Annotated in this window: 19 protein-coding genes and 1 pseudogene; 11 read left to right on the top strand and 9 right to left on the bottom strand. The window is 70.0% G+C overall.

Annotation, left to right across the window (positions count from 1 at the left end):
• Positions 1-76: 76 nt before the first annotated feature.
• The 4 genes from ACGFYU_RS32370 to ACGFYU_RS32355 form a co-directional block, all read right to left on the bottom strand.
• Positions 77-343: a hypothetical protein gene (locus ACGFYU_RS32370; RefSeq protein WP_393830862.1), complete on the bottom strand. Its 267-nt coding sequence runs from the start codon at positions 341-343 to the stop codon at positions 77-79.
• Between the two features lie 35 nt (positions 344-378).
• Positions 379-1,878 carry an IMP dehydrogenase gene (guaB, locus tag ACGFYU_RS32365; RefSeq protein WP_393830861.1) on the bottom strand — a complete coding sequence of 500 codons (1,500 nt, stop codon included), beginning with the start codon at positions 1,876-1,878 and terminating at the stop codon, positions 379-381.
• 122 nt (positions 1,879-2,000) lie between these two features.
• Entirely contained in the window at positions 2,001-2,630 is a 630-nt protein-coding gene (locus ACGFYU_RS32360) for a sigma-70 family RNA polymerase sigma factor (protein ID WP_266574431.1), read from the bottom strand.
• A 256-nt stretch (positions 2,631-2,886) separates the two neighbouring features.
• Positions 2,887-3,498: a response regulator transcription factor gene (locus ACGFYU_RS32355; protein WP_003948568.1), complete on the bottom strand. Its 612-nt coding sequence runs from the start codon at positions 3,496-3,498 to the stop codon at positions 2,887-2,889.
• Between the two features lie 389 nt (positions 3,499-3,887).
• On the opposite strand from ACGFYU_RS32355, the gene ACGFYU_RS32350 reads away from it, so the two are divergent.
• Complete coding sequence (locus ACGFYU_RS32350) at positions 3,888-4,214, top strand: WhiB family transcriptional regulator (RefSeq protein WP_030027725.1); 327 nt, start codon at positions 3,888-3,890, stop codon at positions 4,212-4,214.
• Between the two features lie 142 nt (positions 4,215-4,356).
• Here ACGFYU_RS32350 and ACGFYU_RS32345 read toward each other — a convergent pair whose 3' ends face one another.
• Positions 4,357-5,256: a LysR family transcriptional regulator gene (locus ACGFYU_RS32345; RefSeq protein WP_393830860.1), complete on the bottom strand. Its 900-nt coding sequence runs from the start codon at positions 5,254-5,256 to the stop codon at positions 4,357-4,359.
• 88 nt (positions 5,257-5,344) lie between these two features.
• On the opposite strand from ACGFYU_RS32345, the gene ACGFYU_RS32340 reads away from it, so the two are divergent.
• The 3 genes from ACGFYU_RS32340 (at position 5,345) to ACGFYU_RS32330 (ending at position 7,598) form a co-directional block, all read left to right on the top strand.
• Positions 5,345-6,028, top strand: a complete 684-nt coding sequence (locus tag ACGFYU_RS32340; RefSeq protein ID WP_393830875.1) for an MOSC domain-containing protein — start codon at positions 5,345-5,347, stop codon at positions 6,026-6,028.
• Positions 6,029-6,062: 34 nt separating this feature from the next.
• A complete protein-coding gene (locus tag ACGFYU_RS32335; RefSeq protein ID WP_393830859.1) occupies positions 6,063-6,836 on the top strand; it encodes an SDR family NAD(P)-dependent oxidoreductase in 774 nt (257 codons plus the stop codon).
• A 72-nt stretch (positions 6,837-6,908) separates the two neighbouring features.
• Entirely contained in the window at positions 6,909-7,598 is a 690-nt protein-coding gene (locus ACGFYU_RS32330) for an ester cyclase (RefSeq protein ID WP_393830858.1), read from the top strand.
• Positions 7,599-7,673: 75 nt separating this feature from the next.
• Here ACGFYU_RS32330 and groL read toward each other — a convergent pair whose 3' ends face one another.
• Complete coding sequence (groL, locus tag ACGFYU_RS32325; RefSeq protein WP_393830857.1) at positions 7,674-9,308, bottom strand: chaperonin GroEL; 1,635 nt, start codon at positions 9,306-9,308, stop codon at positions 7,674-7,676.
• 138 nt (positions 9,309-9,446) lie between these two features.
• On the bottom strand, positions 9,447-9,755 hold the full coding sequence (groES, locus tag ACGFYU_RS32320) for a co-chaperone GroES (protein WP_030230757.1): 309 nt from the start codon (positions 9,753-9,755) through the stop codon (positions 9,447-9,449).
• Between the two features lie 344 nt (positions 9,756-10,099).
• On the opposite strand from groES, the gene ACGFYU_RS32315 reads away from it, so the two are divergent.
• The 4 genes from ACGFYU_RS32315 to ACGFYU_RS32300 all read left to right on the top strand — a co-directional run bounded on the left by ACGFYU_RS32315 (position 10,100) and on the right by ACGFYU_RS32300 (position 14,851).
• The gene (locus tag ACGFYU_RS32315; protein WP_393830856.1) at positions 10,100-10,780 is read left to right on the top strand and encodes a response regulator transcription factor; all 681 of its coding nucleotides are present in this window, start codon (positions 10,100-10,102) and stop codon (positions 10,778-10,780) included.
• The gene (locus ACGFYU_RS32310) at positions 10,773-12,131 is read left to right on the top strand and encodes a sensor histidine kinase (protein ID WP_393830855.1); all 1,359 of its coding nucleotides are present in this window, start codon (positions 10,773-10,775) and stop codon (positions 12,129-12,131) included. The genes ACGFYU_RS32315 and ACGFYU_RS32310 overlap by 8 nt, the downstream gene beginning before the upstream one ends.
• 93 nt (positions 12,132-12,224) lie before the next feature.
• Positions 12,225-13,472 carry an LCP family protein gene (locus ACGFYU_RS32305; protein ID WP_393830854.1) on the top strand — a complete coding sequence of 416 codons (1,248 nt, stop codon included), beginning with the start codon at positions 12,225-12,227 and terminating at the stop codon, positions 13,470-13,472.
• Positions 13,460-14,851, top strand: a complete 1,392-nt coding sequence (locus tag ACGFYU_RS32300) for an FtsW/RodA/SpoVE family cell cycle protein (RefSeq protein WP_393830853.1) — start codon at positions 13,460-13,462, stop codon at positions 14,849-14,851. The genes ACGFYU_RS32305 and ACGFYU_RS32300 overlap by 13 nt, the downstream gene beginning before the upstream one ends.
• 151 nt (positions 14,852-15,002) lie before the next feature.
• Here the strand turns inward: ACGFYU_RS32300 and ACGFYU_RS32295 are convergent.
• Positions 15,003-15,083 (bottom strand): annotated as a pseudogene (locus ACGFYU_RS32295) (NUDIX hydrolase); the annotation flags it as partial.
• Positions 15,084-15,215: 132 nt separating this feature from the next.
• Between ACGFYU_RS32295 and ACGFYU_RS32290 the strand changes: the two are divergent.
• The 3 genes from ACGFYU_RS32290 (at position 15,216) to ACGFYU_RS32280 (ending at position 16,507) form a co-directional block, all read left to right on the top strand.
• On the top strand, positions 15,216-15,953 hold the full coding sequence (locus ACGFYU_RS32290) for a GntR family transcriptional regulator (RefSeq protein WP_393830852.1): 738 nt from the start codon (positions 15,216-15,218) through the stop codon (positions 15,951-15,953).
• Between the two features lie 169 nt (positions 15,954-16,122).
• Positions 16,123-16,299 carry a hypothetical protein gene (locus tag ACGFYU_RS32285; RefSeq protein ID WP_393830851.1) on the top strand — a complete coding sequence of 59 codons (177 nt, stop codon included), beginning with the start codon at positions 16,123-16,125 and terminating at the stop codon, positions 16,297-16,299.
• A gap of 76 nt (positions 16,300-16,375) precedes the next feature.
• Positions 16,376-16,507 (top strand): hypothetical protein, encoded by a 132-nt coding sequence (locus tag ACGFYU_RS32280; RefSeq protein WP_393830850.1) that lies wholly within the window; start codon positions 16,376-16,378, stop codon positions 16,505-16,507.
• A gap of 80 nt (positions 16,508-16,587) precedes the next feature.
• Here ACGFYU_RS32280 and ACGFYU_RS32275 read toward each other — a convergent pair whose 3' ends face one another.
• Positions 16,588-17,094 carry a DinB family protein gene (locus tag ACGFYU_RS32275; RefSeq protein ID WP_393830849.1) on the bottom strand — a complete coding sequence of 169 codons (507 nt, stop codon included), beginning with the start codon at positions 17,092-17,094 and terminating at the stop codon, positions 16,588-16,590.
• Positions 17,095-17,133: the final 39 nt, after the last annotated feature.

Here is a 17,133-nt window from a genome sequence, read left to right as displayed (position 1 = left end):
TGACCGCTGTACGGACGCACGCCCGGGCACGGCGAAGGGGCGGACCCGTTTCCCCCGGGTCCGCCCCTTCGGCCGGTCACTCCTGTACGAGCACCTGCGTGAAGTCGACGACGTGGACGACCAGCACGAGCAGCAGGCCGTCGCTGACGAGGTACTCGATGCCGATGTTCGGCGTCAGAGCCAGCGAGCGCGTCGCCTCGTCGCCCGAAATCGCTATCGAGATCTTCGGGCGGGGATCCTGCGCGAGCACGGCGAGGCCGCGCTCCAGCAGCGCACGGCGCTCGGGCGGCAGCCCGTCGCGGATGCGCGCCGCCTCTTCGCTGAACTTCACGGCGTAAAGCATCGGAACCCCCTCAGCCTGGTCGGCCGATCGTACCGTCAGCCCTTACGGGAGTAGTTCGGTGCTTCGACGGTCATCTGGATGTCGTGCGGGTGGCTCTCCTTGAGGCCCGCCGAGGTGATCCGGACGAAGCGGCCCCGCTCCTGCAGCTCGGGAACGGTGCGGCCGCCGACGTAGAACATCGACTGGCGCAGGCCCCCGACGAGCTGGTGCACGACCGCCGAGAGCGGGCCGCGGTACGGCACCTGGCCCTCGATGCCCTCGGGGATGAGCTTGTCGTCGCCGCCCACGCCCTCCTGGAAGTAGCGGTCCTTGGAGAAGGACTTGCGGTCGCCGCGGGACTGCATCGCGCCGAGCGAGCCCATGCCGCGGTACGACTTGAACTGCTTGCCGTTGATGAAGAGCAGCTCGCCCGGGGACTCCTCGCAGCCCGCGAGCAGCGAGCCGAGCATCACCGTGTCGGCGCCCGCGACCAGGGCCTTCGCGATGTCGCCGGAGTACTGCAGGCCGCCGTCGCCGATGACCGGGACGCCCGCGGCCTTGGCGGCGAGCGAGGCCTCGTAGATCGCGGTGACCTGCGGGACGCCGATGCCGGCGACGACGCGGGTGGTGCAGATGGAGCCGGGGCCGACGCCGACCTTGATGCCGTCGCAGCCGGCGTCGATCAGCGCCTGCGCGCCGTCGCGGGTCGCGACGTTGCCGCCGATGACGTCGACGGAGGAGTTCGACTTGATCTTGGCGACCATGTCGCCGACCAGACGGGAGTGGCCGTGGGCGGTGTCGACGACGATGAAGTCGGCGCCCGCCTCGATCAGGGCCTGGGCGCGCTCGTACGCGTCGCCGGCGACACCGACGGCCGCGCCGACGAGCAGCCGGCCGTCCTTGTCCTTGGCGGCGTTCGGGTACTTCTCGGCCTTGACGAAGTCCTTGACCGTGATGAGGCCCTTGAGGATGCCCGCGTCGTCGACCAGCGGGAGCTTCTCGATCTTGTGGCGGCGCAGCAGCTCCATGGCGTCCACGCCGGAGATGCCGACCTTGCCGGTGACCAGCGGCATCGGGGTCATGACCTCGCGCACCTGGCGGCTGCGGTCCGACTCGAAGGCCATGTCGCGGTTGGTGACGATGCCGAGCAGCTTGCCGGCCGGGTCGGTGACCGGGACGCCGGAGATGCGGAACTTGGCGCACAGCTCGTCGGCCTCGCGCAGCGTCGCGTCCGGGTGCACGGTGATCGGGTCGGTGACCATGCCGGATTCGGAGCGCTTGACCAGGTCGACCTGGTTGGCCTGGTCGACGATCGAGAGGTTGCGGTGCAGGACGCCGACGCCGCCCTGGCGGGCCATCGCGATGGCCATGCGGGCCTCGGTGACCTTGTCCATGGCCGCGGACAGCAGCGGGACGTTCACCCGCACATTGCGCGAGATGAGCGAAGAGGTGTCGATCTCGTCCGGAGCCATGTCCGACGCGCCCGGCAGCAGCAGCACGTCGTCGTAGGTCAGTCCGAGCGTGGCGAATTTGTCGGGCACTCCGTCGGCAGTCATGACACCTTCCAAATGGTCTTGCTCAGCGCGGATGTCCATGCTAACGGGATCCCGCCGCGTCTCATTCCACGATGAAGATCGACGACGATTTTCGTAGCTTGTTACAAGTTTCGCAGCGGGATTTACTGCTCCGCGAGCGCCCGCAGCCGGCTGAGCGCCCGGTGCTGGGCCACCCGCACCGCCCCGGGGGACATGCCGAGCATCTGCCCGGTCTCCTCGGCGGTCAGCCCGACGGCCACCCGCAGGACCAGGAGCTCGCGCTGGTTCTCCGGAAGGTTGGCCAGCAGCTTCTTGGCCCAGGCGGCGTCGCTGCTGAGCAGCGCCCGCTCCTCGGGACCGAGCGAGTCGTCGGGCCGCTCGGGCATCTCGTCGGAGGGCACGGCCGTACTGCCCGGGTGCCGCATGGCGGCCCGCTGGAGGTCGGCGACCTTGTGCGCGGCGATGGCGAAGACGAAGGCTTCGAAGGGCCGCCCGGTGTCCCGGTAGCGCGGCAGTGCCATCAGGACGGCGACGCAGACTTCCTGCGCCAGGTCCTCCACGAAGTGGCGGGCGTCACCCGGAAGCCGCGAGAGCCGGGTGCGGCAGTAGCGGATCGCGAGCGGGTGGACGAAAGCGAGCAGATCGTGCGTGGCCTGCTCGTCGCCCTCCACGGCCCGGCGCACGAGCGCACTGACGGCCCCGGCACTGCCGCCTTTGGCGGCGCCGGTGGGGCCTGTGGCCGCGGGGGACCCCAGGGCTTCGTCGTCGCGCATCAATCCATGGTGCCTTGGCGCCGGAGGTTCCGTGGCACCGTGGCCGTTTTCGTGCATCGAAGCGTTATGAGCGGGTGCGCCTGAAGTCATCGTTTGCGCCCTCCCCTCCCGCTCGGCCGAATAGTCCTCGAGGACTCCCACACTCCAAGAATGCGGCACACCCTCAAGGATGCGGCATCGCGCACGAAGCGACACGTCCCCCGGATTGTGCCCCGCCAATCCCCGGGTGCGCACCGGGTACGGCGGGGCCGAGGAATCAGCGGACCAGGCCCCAGCGGAAGCCGAGGGCGACGGCGTGCGCCCGGTCCGACGCGCCGAGCTTCTTGAACAGCCTGCGGGCGTGCGTCTTGACGGTGTCCTCGGAGAGGAAGAGCTCGCGCCCGATCTCCGCATTGGACCGGCCGTGGCTCATGCCCTCCAGCACCTGGATCTCGCGCGCGGTGAGCGTGGGCGCGGCGCCCATCTCGGCCGAGCGGAGCCGGCGCGGGGCCAGTCGCCAGGTCGGGTCGGCCAGGGCCTGGGTGACCGTGGCCCGCAGTTCGGCGCGCGAGGCGTCCTTGTGCAGGTATCCCCGGGCACCGGCGGCGACCGCGAGGGCCACGCCGTCCAGGTCCTCGGCGACCGTCAGCATGATGATGCGGGCGCCGGGATCGGCCGAGAGCAGCCGGCGGACCGTCTCCACACCGCCCAGCCCGGGCATCCGTACATCCATCAGAATCAGATCGGAGCGGTCGGCACCCCAGCGGCGGAGGACTTCCTCGCCGTTGGCAGCCGTCGTCACACGCTCGACGCCGGGCACGGTGGCAACCGCGCGACGGAGCGCCTCTCGGGCAAGCGGGGAGTCGTCGCAGACGAGGACGGATGTCATGACCGCCCTCCGCAGCTGCTGATGCGCGTCACCTTGAGCCTCCAGGCTGGTACGTATCGTCACCTGTGCGATCGATGCCCTCGGACACCTGTCCGGGAACTTCTTGGTTCAACCGCACTCGCTCTCTCAACGATGGTCACTCGAAAGAGTTACGGGTCGGACGGACACCTTCGGCACTCTACGTGAGGAAGCGAACACGACACGGGCGCCACAAGCCATCCGTCCTCCATCTGGAGCTATGCCCTATTTGGCGGCTTTCCTTCCGTTTGGCACATGTCTGAGGCTAGATTCCCAATGAGTCATATTTACATCTACTCCGACAGTAGGTGTGGAGACCCTTGGAGACATGGACCGTATCCGCCTCAGTACCGGCACCAAGAGGACTACCAATGGCAGATTTCTCCCGCCTCCCCGGACCGAACGCCGACCTCTGGGACTGGCAGCTGCTCGCCGCCTGCCGCGGGGTCGACAGCTCCCTCTTCTTCCACCCGGAAGGCGAGCGGGGCGCGGCCAGGAGCGCGCGCGAGGCCTCGGCTAAAGAGGTCTGCATGCGATGCCCGGTGCGTTCGGAATGCGCCGCGCACGCACTCGCCGTCCGCGAGCCCTACGGGGTGTGGGGTGGCCTCACCGAGGACGAGCGCGAGGAGCTGATGGGCCGCGCACGACACCGCCTGATCCCCGCGTCGAGTGCGATCGGGCCGATCGCGCCGCACTGACCGGAACACGACGAAACGTCTGAAGGAACGTTTCTTCGAATTTCGTTGGACCTCCTGCACTCCGGGCGTGTCGCCGTCGTGCCCGGAACCGCACCCGTTCGGCCGTACGGAAGGCCATCCGTCGCGGAAGCCATCCGTACGGTCAGCGCGTGGCGGCGCGCTCCAGCTCGGCCAGGGTCGCGGCCACCGCCGGGACCCTGGCCAGGTCGGGCAGGGTCAGCGCCACGACCTCCCGCTCGACGGCCGGCTCCACGATCAGCGTGCTCACGCCCTTGGCCCGTACGGACTCCACCGCGAGCTCCGGCAGCACCGCCACGCCCAGCCCGGCCCCCACCAGGCCGACCACGGCCGGGTAGTCGTCGGTGGCGAAGTCGATGCGCGGGGTGAAGCCCGCGCCCTCGCACACCTCCACCAGATGGCGGCGGCAGCGCGGACAGCCCGCGATCCAGGGCTCCTCGGCCAGCTCCGCCATGCCCACCCGATCGGCCCCGGCCAGCCGGTGCCCCTCGGGGACCAGCCCGACGAGCCGGTCGGTGAGCAGCGGCCGCACCACGAGGTCCTCCCACTCCGCGGCGGAACCGGAGGCGCCGCCGTAGCGGAAGGCCAGCGCCAGGTCGCAGTCGCCCTCGCGGAGCATCTCCACGGAGCGCGGCGGTTCGGCCTCGACCAGCGAGATACGGGTGCCCGGGTGCTCGGCGCGCATCGCGGCGAGGGCGGTGGGCACCAGGGTGGAGCTGCCGCTGGGGAAGGACACGAGCCGCACCCGGCCGGCGCGCAGCCCGGCGATGGCCGCGACCTCCTCCTCGGCGGCGGTCAGTCCGGCCAGGATGCCGGCGGCGTGCCGGACCAGCGCCTCGCCGGCCTGCGTCAACCGCATCTCGCGGCCGGTGCGGATGAGCAGCGGGGTGCCGGCCGACGTTTCGAGGGCCTTCATCTGCTGGGAGACGGCGGGCTGGGTGCAGCCGAGCTCGCGGGCGGCCGCGGAAAAGGAGCCGGTCCCGGCGACGGCGCGCAGAACCCGGAGATGGCGTGCTTCGATCACCCTTCGAGCATAAGCCCTTCTTTGATCGCTGCGCGAATAACCCCGTGACGCTTTGAGTTGCCTCGGTTAGCGTGGTGCCATGGGCCCCATGCATCTGATCTCCGTGAACCTCGGCCGCGCCACGGCCGTCGACTACACCGACGCGGAAGGCGGGGTGACCGGCCACGGCAAGAGCCCCGTCCCCGGTCCGGTCCGCGTCTCCGCCCCCGGCCCCAAGGCCACCGGCCTCGGCAGCGGCCTGGAGGGCGACGCCGTCTGCGACCGCCGCCACCACGGCGGCGACCACCAGGCCGTCTACGCGTACGCCCGCGAGGACCTGGACTGGTGGGCCGGCGAGCTGGGCCGCGAACTGCCCGGCGGGCTCTTCGGCGAGAACTTCACCACCTCCGGCATCGACCTGAACACCGCGCGCCTCGGCGACCGCTGGCGGGTCGGCGCGGACCTGGTCCTCGAAGTGGCCTCGGCCCGCATCCCCTGCCGGACCTTCCAGGGCGCCGTCGGGGAGCGCGCGTGGGTCAAGCGGTTCACCCAGGCGGGCCGGCCGGGCGCGTACCTGCGGGTGATCGAGGAGGGCCGGGTCTCCCCCGGCGACACCATCGAGATCATCCACCGCCCGGACCACGACGTGACGGTGGAACTGTGGTTCCGCGCTTTCACCACCGAGCGCTCCCTGCTGCCGCGCACCCTGGCGGCGGGCGACGCGATGGAGCCTCAGGCCCACGAGACGGTGCGCCGCCACCTGGAGAAGTACGGGGCCGGAGCAGGCGCGTAGGAGAACGGCCACCCGGGGCGGCTAGGTTGCGCCTATGACGACTGCGTTGATTACGGGATCCACGGCGGGCATCGGCGCCGCCTTCGCCCGGCGGCTCGCCGCCCAGGGCCACAACCTCGTGCTGGTGGCACGCGACACCAAGCGGCTCGGCGAACAGGCCACCGAACTGCACGACCGGCACGGCATCGAGGCCGAGGTCCTGGCCGCCGACCTCTCCACCGAGGAGGGCATCGCGGCGGTCGAGCAGCGCCTCGGCGACCGTACGCACCCGGTGGACCTGCTGGTCAACAACGCGGGCTTCGGCAACAAGGGCCGCTACCTCGAAGTGTCGATGGCCGACGAACTGACGATGCTGAAGGTGCACATCGAGGCGGTGCTGCGGCTCACCTCGGCCGCCACCGAGTCGATGCGCTCGCGCGGCCGCGGCGGCGTGATCAACGTGGCCTCGGTCGCCGCCTTCGTACCGCGCGGTACGTACGGGGCCAGCAAGGCCTGGGTCGTGCAGTTCACCCAGGGCGCGGCGAGAGACCTGTCGGGATCCGGGGTGCGGCTGATGGCGCTGTGCCCCGGCTTCGTCCGTACGGAGTTCCACCAGCGCGCCGGCATGGGCACCGACAACATCCCCGGCTGGATGTGGCTCGACGCGGACAAGCTGGTGGCGGCGGCCCTGGCCGACCTGGCGCGGGGCAAGACGGTGTCGATTCCGGACCCTCGGTACAAGGCGCTGATGGGCGTGGTGAAGCTGACGCCGCGCGGGCTGCTGGGCGGGGTGTCCTCGCGTACGGGCCGCAAGTACGGGCCCCGGTAACGCGCCGCTCGATCCGCCAAATGGGCGAAATCTCCCTAAAATGGACATGTCCCATCCAGCCCGGGAGACGCCATGACATTCGTACAGATAATCGATTACAAGACCAGTCGACAGGACGACCTCGACAAGCTGCTCGACCGGTACGTATCGCAGAGCCAGGGCAAGCGCACCGTCACCCACAGCATCGTGGGCCAGGACCGCGAGAACCCGAACCACTACGTGGACGTGGTCGAATTCCCCTCGTACGAAGAGGCCATGAAGAACTCTCATCTCCCGGAAACGGACAAGATGTTCCAGGAGATGGTGGCCCTCTGTGACGGCATGCCCAGCTTCACCAACCTGGACGTGGTCCGGGACGAGCACCTCAACACGATGGTCGTGAACCGGATGTACGACGAGATCGCGGTGAAGGGCGAGCTGTCCCTCATTCCGGAGATCTTCGCCGAGGACTACCGGGACCACGACATCAGCAACCCCGAGGTCAGGATCGGGCCCGCGGGCATCCGCGAGGGCATGGAGATGTGGCGGGGCGCCTTCGACTTCAGCTTCACGAAGGAAGCCCAGACGGCACAGGACGACTACGTCACCACCCTGTGGACCTGGACCGGCAAGCACAAGGGCGAGTTCATGGGCATCGCCCCGACCGGCAAGACCTGCACGATAACCGGCACGACGGTCTTCCGATGTCAGGACGGAATGCTCAAGGAAGGCTGGTGGCACTACGACGCCATGGGCCTGATGCGCCAACTGGGCGCCATGTAGCGCGCGTAGGGCGTACACACGGGAAGGCCCCGCTCCGCAGATGCGGAACGGGGCCTTCCCCGGCGCTTGGCGCGATCAGTGGCTGTGGCCGTGACCGTGGCTGTGACCGTGACCGCCCTCGGCCTCCTCCTCCGCCGGCTTCTCGACGACCAGGGTCTCGGTCGTGAGCAGCAGGGAGGCGATGGAAGCGGCGTTCTCCAGCGCGGAGCGGGTGACCTTCACCGGGTCGATGACGCCGGCCTTGACCAGGTCGCCGTACTCGCCGGTGGCGGCGTTGAAGCCCTGGCCCTTCTCGAGGTCGGCGACCTTCGAGGTGATGACGTAACCCTCGAGACCGGCGTTCTCCGCGATCCAGCGCAGCGGCTCGACGGCGGCGCGGCGCACGACCGCGACACCGGTGGCCTCGTCGCCGGCCAGGCCGAGGTTGCCCTCGAGGACCTTGACGGCGTGGACGAGCGCGGAGCCACCGCCGGAGACGATGCCCTCCTCGACCGCGGCGCGGGTCGCCGAGATGGCGTCCTCGAGGCGGTGCTTCTTCTCCTTCAGCTCCACCTCGGTGGCGGCGCCGACCTTGATGACGCAGACGCCGCCGGCGAGCTTCGCCAGGCGCTCCTGCAGCTTCTCGCGGTCCCAGTCGGAGTCCGTGGCCTCGATCTCGGCCTTGATCTGGTTGACGCGGCCGAGGACCTCCTCGTGGCTGCCGGAGCCGTCGACGATGGTGGTGTCGTCCTTGGAGATCGTGACGCGGCGGGCGGAGCCCAGGACGTCCAGACCGGCCTGGTCGAGCTTGAGGCCGACCTCCTCGGCGATGACGGTGGCACCGGTGAGGGTGGCCATGTCCTGCAGCATCGCCTTGCGACGGTCACCGAAGCCGGGGGCCTTGACGGCGACCGCGTTGAAGGTGCCGCGGATCTTGTTGACGACGAGGGTGGAGAGCGCCTCGCCCTCGACGTCCTCGGCGATGATCAGCAGCGGCTTGGAGCCACCCGCCTGGATGACCTTCTCCAGCAGCGGCAGGAGGTCCTGGATAGAGGAGATCTTGCCCTGGTTGATCAGGATGTAGGGGTCCTCCAGGACCGCCTCCATGCGCTCCTGGTCCGTGACGAAGTACGGCGACAGGTAGCCCTTGTCGAAGGCCATGCCCTCGGTGAACTCCAGCTCCAGGCCGAAGGCGTTGGACTCCTCGACGGTGATGACACCGTCCTTGCCGACCTTGTCCATCGCCTCGGCGATGAGCTCGCCGACCTGCTGGTCCTGCGCGGAGAGCGCGGCCACGGCGGCGATGTCGGACTTGTCCTCGATCGGACGGGCGGTCGCGAGGAGGTCCTCGGACACGGCCTTGACGGCGGCGTCGATGCCCTTCTTCAGGGCGGCCGGGGAGGCGCCGGCGGCGACGTTGCGCAGACCCTCGCGGACCAGCGCCTGCGCCAGCACGGTGGCGGTGGTGGTGCCGTCACCCGCGATGTCGTTGGTCTTGGTCGCCACCTCCTTCACGAGCTGGGCGCCCAGGTTCTCGTACGGGTCGTCCAGCTCGACCTCGCGGGCGATGGTGACACCGTCGTTGGTGATGGTGGGCGCACCGAACTTCTTGTCGATGACGACGTTGCGGCCCTTGGGGCCGATCGTCACCTTGACCGTGTCGGCAAGCTTGTTGACGCCGCGCTCGAGGGCGCGACGGGCGTCCTCGTCGAACTTCAGAATCTTCGGCATGGGAGCGGTTCAGTCCTCTCGTTGCGATCCTCGGCCGCTCACCGCGACCGCCACCGCCTAGAACGAACTACGCCCCCGGCCGCCCGGCATCAGCAGGGTGACCAGGGGCGCAGCTCACATCAAAACTGGAGAAGCGATTTACTTCTCGACGATCGCGAGCACGTCGCGAGCCGAGAGGACGAGGTACTCCTCGCCGCTGTACTTCACTTCGGTGCCGCCGTACTTGCTGTACAGCACGATGTCGCCGACGCTGACGTCCAGCGGGAGACGCTGGCCGTCCTCGAAGCGACCCGGGCCCACGGCGAGGACGACGCCCTCCTGGGGCTTCTCCTTCGCGGTGTCCGGGATGACCAGGCCGGAGGCCGTGGTCTGCTCGGCGTCGAGCGGCTGGACCACGATGCGGTCCTCAAGCGGCTTGATGGCAACCTTGGAGCTGGCGGTCGTCACGATCCGACCTCCCCCTTCGGAGATCCGGGGTTAACTGTCTGAGGTGGCGACCAGGTCGATCCGTCGTCGCGGGTGCCGGACCTGCCTGTCGCTGTGTTGGCACTCACCGGGGGCGAGTGCCAGGTGCGACACTATTCCGGTGATTAGCACTCGGTCAAGCGGAGTGCCAATTCTCGCCGAGGGTGGCGTCATCCGGCCCCGGGCGGGATCCGCCCGAACTCCCCTCCCCCGTCAGGCGGGACCGCGTTGCCCCTGGGCCGGGGGTGGGCCGGCCGCCGGGGCGCCTTCGCCCCGCGGCGACACCCCCGGAAGGGGAAACGGCCCGATATGTGACGCTGGAAGCAATGCGCATCCTCGTGGTCGAAGACGAAGAAGGCCTCGCCGACTCCCTGCGGCGCGGCCTGTCCGCGGACGGGCACGCCGTCGAGGTCGCCCACGACGGCCACCGCGGCCTGGACCTCGCCCTGGCCGGCGGCCCGTACGACGTCGTCCTGCTCGACCTGATGCTCCCGGGCATCAGCGGCTACGAGATCTGCACCCGGATGCGCGCCCACGGCGACACCACCCCCGTCCTGATGCTCACCGCCCGCGACGGCGAGCACGACGAGGCCGAGGGGCTGGACTCCGGCGCCGACGACTACCTCACCAAGCCGTTCTCCTTCGTGGTCCTGGCCGCCCGCCTCCGCGCGCTCGTCCGCCGCTCCGCCGCCCCCGATCGCGGGACACTCCAGGCCGGCGACCTCGTCCTCGACCCGTCCGGCCGCCGCTGCCGCCGCGGCGCCCACGACATCGAGCTGACCGCCCGCGAGCTCGGCGTGCTCGCCTGCCTGATGGAGCAGCCCGGCCGGGCCGTCGCCAAGCAGGACATCCTCGACGAGGTCTGGGACACCCCCCACGGCATCGACCCGAACATCGTCGAGGTGTACGTCTCCTCGCTGCGCAAGAAGATCGACGCCCCCTTCGGCCGCCGCTCGATCCGCACCGTGCACGGCACCGGCTACCGGATGGCCCCCGACGGTGGCTAGCACCGTCCGGGCGCGTACGGCGATGGCCGCCGCCCTCGCGATGGCCGCCGTCCTGGCCACCGGCGGGCTGTGGCTCTTCACCCTGCTGCGGGCCAATCTCCTGGACAACACCACCGGCCGCACCGAGCTCGCCGCCCGCAAGGTCGCCGCCCAGTTCGACGGCCGCACCCCACCGCCCGGCGGCCGGCTGCCCGCGCCCGAGAACGGCGTGGACCTGGTCCTCGTACGGGACGCGCAGGGGCGGACCCTGGCGAGCAGCCGGGACCCCGAGGACGCGCCGGACCTCGCCGGGCTGCGTCCCGGGCCCGACGGCGACGCCCGTTCGGCCGTGCTCCCGCCCGCGCGCCCCGGCGCGGAACGGCGCGTGGCGGTCGCGGTCGAGGTCCCCGGCCCGCCGGGGGCGCACGCCCCGCAGGCCACGCAGACCGTGTACGCCTTGACCGTGCTCGGCGACGTCGACGACGCGACCCGGGCGGTCGCGATCGGGCTGTCGGCCGGAGCGCCCCCGCTGATCGGCTTCGCCGCGGCCCTGGCCTGGTGGGTGACGGGACACGCGCTGCGGCCGGTGACCGCGATCCGGAACGGGCTGGCGGCCGTCACCGCGAGCGAGCTGGACCGGCGGGTCCCGGATCCGGGCGGCGCGGACGAGATCGCGCAGCTGGCCCGGACCGTCAACGACACCCTGGACCGGCTGGAGCGCTCCGACGCCCGGCAGCGGCAGTTCACCGCGGACGCCTCGCACGAGCTGCGCAACCCGCTGGCCGCCGTCCGCTCCCGGCTGGAGGTGGCGCTGGCCATGGACCGCCCCGACCGGGAGTCGGTCGAGGCCGCGCTGGCCGACACCGAACGGCTCCAGCGGATCGCGGCGGACCTGCTCCTGCTGGCCCGGCTGGACGGCGGGCCGGAGCCGCGGGCCGAGCCGGTGGACCTGGCCCTGCTGGCCGCGGAGGACGTGGCGCGCCGGGGCGGCTCCCGGGTCGCGCTACGGCTGGACGCGCGGGCGCCCGTACCGGCGGCCGGGGACCCGGCCCGGCTGGAGCGGGCGCTGGCCAACCTCGTGGACAACGCCCTGCGGTACGCCCGCGAGGAGGTCGTGGTGCGGGCCGGCGCGGCGGACGGCTGGGCGCTGCTGGAGGTCGCGGACGACGGCCCGGGCATCCCGGAAGCGGACCGGGACCGGGTCTTCGAGCGCTTCGTACGGCTGGACGCGGACCGGGGCCGGGCCAGCGGCGGGACGGGGCTGGGCCTGGCCATCACCCGGGAGATCGCGCGGGCGCACGGGGGCGACGTACGCGTGCTGCCGGCGCCCGGCGGGGGCGCGCGGCTGGTGCTGCGCATCCCGTCGCGGTGACCTCGGGGGCGCCCGTGGCGGTGACCTCGCGGGATCCCGTGGCGACGGCCTCCTCAGGATTCCTTCAGCGCGTCTCCCCCACCATCGACAGGCATGAGCACGCACCGGAGGAAGACGACGACCGCCCGGCGCCGCCGCCCGCGCCGGCTCGGCCGCACCCTGCTGGTCACGGGCTGCGCGCTGGCGGTCATGGCGGGCGGCGGCGCCTGGTACCTGTACCGGGACCTGGCCTCCAGCATCGGTAGCTCCAAGGCCCTGGAGGGCGCCGAGAAGTCGAAGTTCGGGGACGTGAACATCCTGCTCATGGGGCTGGACAGCCGTAAGGACCAGAACGGCGAGGACCTGCCCGACGACGTCCTGGACAAGCTGCACGCGGGCAGCTCGGACATCGGCGGCTACAACGCGAACACCCTGATCCTGCTGCACGTGCCCGGCGACGGCAGCCAGGCGAAGGCCTTCTCGGTGCCGCGCGACGACTTCGTCCAGATATTCCCCCAGCTACCGCTGGGGGGACCCCCAGGCGGCCGCGGCAAGGACAAGATCAAGAAGGCGTACGGGCTGGCGAAGGAGAAGAGGCAGGAACAGCTCGTCGCGCAAGGGGTCAAGGACCGCCGCCAGCTGGAGCGGGACGGCCGGGAGGCCGGGCGCAAGGCGCAGATCGATACGGTGCGGAACTTCCTGGGGGTCCCGATCGATCACTTCGCCGAGCTGAACCTGGCCGGTTTCTACCACCTCGCCGACGCGCTGGGCGGCGTACCGGTGTGCCTGAACCACGCGGTGAAGGACAAGTACTCGGGCGCCGACTTCCCGGCGGGCCCGCAGACCCTCAACGGGCAGCAGTCGCTCGCCTTCGTACGCCAGCGGCACGGCCTGGACATGGGGGACCTGGACCGGACGAAGCGGCAGCAGGCCTTCCTCGCGGGCGCCACGAAGAAGCTGAACTCTGCCGGGACCTTCACCGACCCGACGAAGCTGATCAAGCTGATCGACGCCGCGAAGCAGGACGTGGTGACGGACGAGGGATGGGACCTGCTGTCGTTCGTACGGCAGGCGAAAAACCTGTCCGGCGGCAAAGTGCACTTCACGACACTCCCCATCGAGGGGTTCGGAAGGAACCATGGGGAGGACATCAACGTCGTAGATGATATGAAGATAAAGCGCCTCATTGCCGAGCAGATCGGGCCCAAGGCCACCGAGAGCCCGAACGCACCGGGCGCCCCTTCCGCCTCACCGGGTACGCCAGGCTCTCCCGCCTCGCGCGAGGCCGCCCCACCTCCGTCGTCCTCATCCTCGTCCTCGCCCGCCCCCACGGACGGTGGCGGCATCCCGTGCGTGGACTGAAACCCCTGACGGCGGCCGGCGCCCGCCGCCGCACCGAGGCGCTGCTCCTCGTCTTCGTCGTCGCCATCGCCGTCTTCGGCCACACCTGCGCCGGCCTCGCCATGAACGGCGAGCTGCCGCCCAACCTCACCGGCTTCACGATCAGCCTGTCGCTGCTCTCGCTGGTGGGGCACCTGGGCATCCGTCGCTTCGCGGCCTACGCGGATCCGCTGATCTTCCCGCTCGCCATGCTGCTGACCGGGCTCGGACTGGTGCTGATCCACCGGCTCGACCAGGGGTACATCGAGCGGTACAACTCGGACGCGAACGCACCCGGCCAGCTGATGTGGACGGTGGTCGGGGTCGCCGCCTGCATCCTGGTGGTGGCACTGCTGCGCGACCACCGGCTGCTGCAACGCTTCATCTACATCACGATGGCCGTCGCGCTGGTGCTGCTGATCGCGCCGGCGTTCTTCGGCGCGGACACGTACGGCGCCAAGCGCTGGATCATCCTCTTCGGGTTCTCGCTGCAGCCCGGCGAGTTCGTGAAGATCATGATCGCGATCTTCTTCGCGGGGTACCTGGTCATCCACCGGGACTCACTGGCCCTGACGGGCCGCAAGTTCCTCGGCATGCGGCTGCCCCCGATGCGTCAGCTCGGTCCGATCATCACGGTGTGGATCGTCTCGATGCTGGTCCTGGTCTTCGAGCGCGACCTCGGCACCTCGCTGATCTTCTTCGGCGTCTTCGTGGTGATGCTCTACGTGGCCACCGAGCGCACCAGCTGGATCGTGTGCGGCCTGTTCATGGCGGCGGTGGGCGCCTTCGCGGTGGGCTCGACCGAACCGCACGTCAAGGCGCGCGTGGCGGCGTGGCTGGAGCCCCTGTCCTACTACTGGGAGAACCGGCCGGCGGGGGTCACGTCGGACCAGTCGGCGCAGGCCCTGTTCAGCTTCGGCACGGGCGGCATGTCCGGGACGGGGCTGGGGATGGGCCACCCCGAGCTGATCAAGTTCGCGGGCCGCAGCGACTTCATCCTCACGACGGTGGGCGAGGAACTGGGCCTGGCCGGGGTCATGGCCGTCCTCATCCTCTACGCACTCCTCGTGCAGCGGGGCCTGCGCATGGCACTCGGCGCCCGCGACCCCTTCGGCAAACTCCTGGCGGTCGGCCTGGCCTCGGCGCTGGCCCTCCAGGTCTTCGTGGTCGCGGGCGGCGTCACGGGCCTCATCCCCCTCACGGGCAAGGCCCTCCCCTTCCTGGCCAAGGGCGGCTCGTCCCTCCTGGCCAACTGGATCATGATCGCCCTCCTCCTCCGCATCAGCGACAGCGCGGAACGCCAACGCGAGGCGGACGCCCGGGGCCCGGCGGAAACGACGATCACGCCGGTGGTGGGGTAGGGGTAGGGGGCTTCGCCTTGCCTCCCGGAGTCCGTCCGTCTGCCTGCGTCGGATGTGCGTCATCGGTGAGTCGTGGCCGACTCTGCGGGCCAGAATGGGCTGCGAACTCTCATCGCACCCTGAGCGGCTTGCGCCCATCGTGGCTTCGTACCAACACTCCGCCCGGCAACTCCCATGCCCCGTTGTCCGCGCGACGGATCGCCGGCAATCGGCCGTCGTTACGCACCACCAGACCAGCCGCCGATACCTAGCTACGCCGCCTGGATGAGTCATCCCCTGCTTCTCAGCCGTGTCGGACCCTTTCGCGAACCCACGGGGCGTTGGCTAACGTGTCTACCACCCTAGGGAGAACTGGAGGTCGATCATGCCCGAGACGGCGCGACAGATCGCCGACGACTTGCGGGCACGGATCGACTCCGGCGAGTTCGGTCCCGGTGCCCGGCTGCCCGGCGAGCCCGCCTTGGTCAAGCAGTACGGGGTAGCCAAGATGACCGCGGCCAGTGCCTTGAAGCTCCTCATCGGCGAAGGTGCCGCGTACTCCCGCCCCGGCTCTGGGACGTACGTTCGTGACTTCAAGCCGATCCGTCGGGTGGCCACCAAGCGCCTGGCCCAGTCGCAGTGGTCGTCCGGGGACTCCATCTGGTCGGCCGACGTGAGCGGCCGACCCATGGACGTCGTGGACGTCGAGGTGTACGAGTCCGTCGCACCGCGCTGGGTGGCCCGCGCCCTCGTCCTGGACGAGGCCGCAGCTGTACTCGTTCGCAGCCGCCGTTACACCGTAGACGGCTCAACGGTGCAGAAGGCCACCTCTTACCTCCCCGCCGACCTGGTCCGGGACACCCCGATCACCGAGCCCAACCCAGGCCCCGGCGGGGTCTACGCCCGCCTCACCGAGATCGGGTGCGGACCCGTGGACTTCGTGGAGGAACTGCGCGCCCGAATGCCCAGCGTCGAGGAGTCCGAGACTCTCGACCTGCTGCCGGGAACTCCGGTCGTGGAGATCTACCGGAGGGCACTCACCGCAGACGGCAGGCCGGTGGAGGTCAACCACATGCTCCTGGACGCTGGTTCCTACGTGATGCAGTACAACTTCCCAAGCTAGGCAGCCCATCAGTACAAAGGCCCACTCCGGTGGGCCTTTTTCATTGCGCCGGAGCCGTCGACCAAGTGGTAGCAGACCAAAGGGCATTGACCTCCCTAGGGATGCACGCTTCAATCTTCCCTAGGGAGGTTGAAGCCTTCCTTGCCCCCCTCTTCGAGGAGAGATGCGCATGCGTCAGATTCCCGTCGACACGTCGGCCGCCCGCGAGGTCCTCAGCATCGACATCGCCGACACTCCCTCGGTGAGGGTGGCCGCTTTGGTCGAACCCAGCGCAGACCTGCTCGACCGCGCACACGTCGGATGGGAGCACTTCCTCAGCACCCAGGAGGAGTCCTCTGATGACTGACGCGTGCGAGTACGTCCCGCATCGCCTTCTGCGGCGATCCGTACGCGATCTCGCCTCCGGTCAGGAGGGGGTGCTAATGGCCGTCATCAAGGAGGACGTATCAGACAGCGCCGCCTACGAACGCTGGATGGAACTGGCCTACATCCGCGGCGGGAACGGCATCGAGTGGTCGACCGCCGTCAGCAACGTCGAGCCGACCGCCGACTAACTGGCACCGACGCGAAAACGGGCCGCGGACGCGTCCTCGGATAGGGCCCCACCGAGACTGGCGGGGCCGTGCGTCTTGATCTAGTCGCCGGTCGTGCCGTCGAGCATCTCGCGCAGGATGTCCAGATGGCCGTTGTGGCGGGCGGTCTCCTCGGTGAGGTGGAGGAGGATCCAGCGCAGGTCGACGTGGAGGCCGTTGCGGATGGGTCGCTGGGCCTGCTTGTCCAGGTCGTTCCCGGCGACCAGTTCTCGGTAGCGGGCGCTCTGTTCGGCGTATTCGTCGAGCAACTGCGTGAGCGGGAACTCGACGGCGATACGCATCTCGCGGTCCGGGTCCTCATCCGTCATGGGGGCCCGGTCTTCCTCGCCGAGGAAGACCACTTGGAACCAGTAGTACTCGACCCAGCGGAGGTGGTTGATCACTCCGCTCATGGTCATCAGCGGTGAGCCCGGCAGGAGCGCCTTGCGTGCGTTCTCCGCAGAGACGCCCTCGCACTTGGCGCGGGCGGTGTCACGTGCGTAGTCGAGAAACGTGGTGAGCTGGGTGCGCTCGTCCCACGCGGGCGGCGTGTCGTCGATTCTGGTCATCGTGCGAAGCGTCCCCGATCACCGCGACCGATGTCGAGG

Source organism: Streptomyces sp. NPDC048337 (assembly GCF_043201175.1).
In the GTDB taxonomy this organism is placed as follows: domain Bacteria; phylum Actinomycetota; class Actinomycetes; order Streptomycetales; family Streptomycetaceae; genus Streptomyces.
Note: the sequence above shows the minus strand (reverse complement) of the source record. Positions and strands in the feature narration are given on the sequence as shown.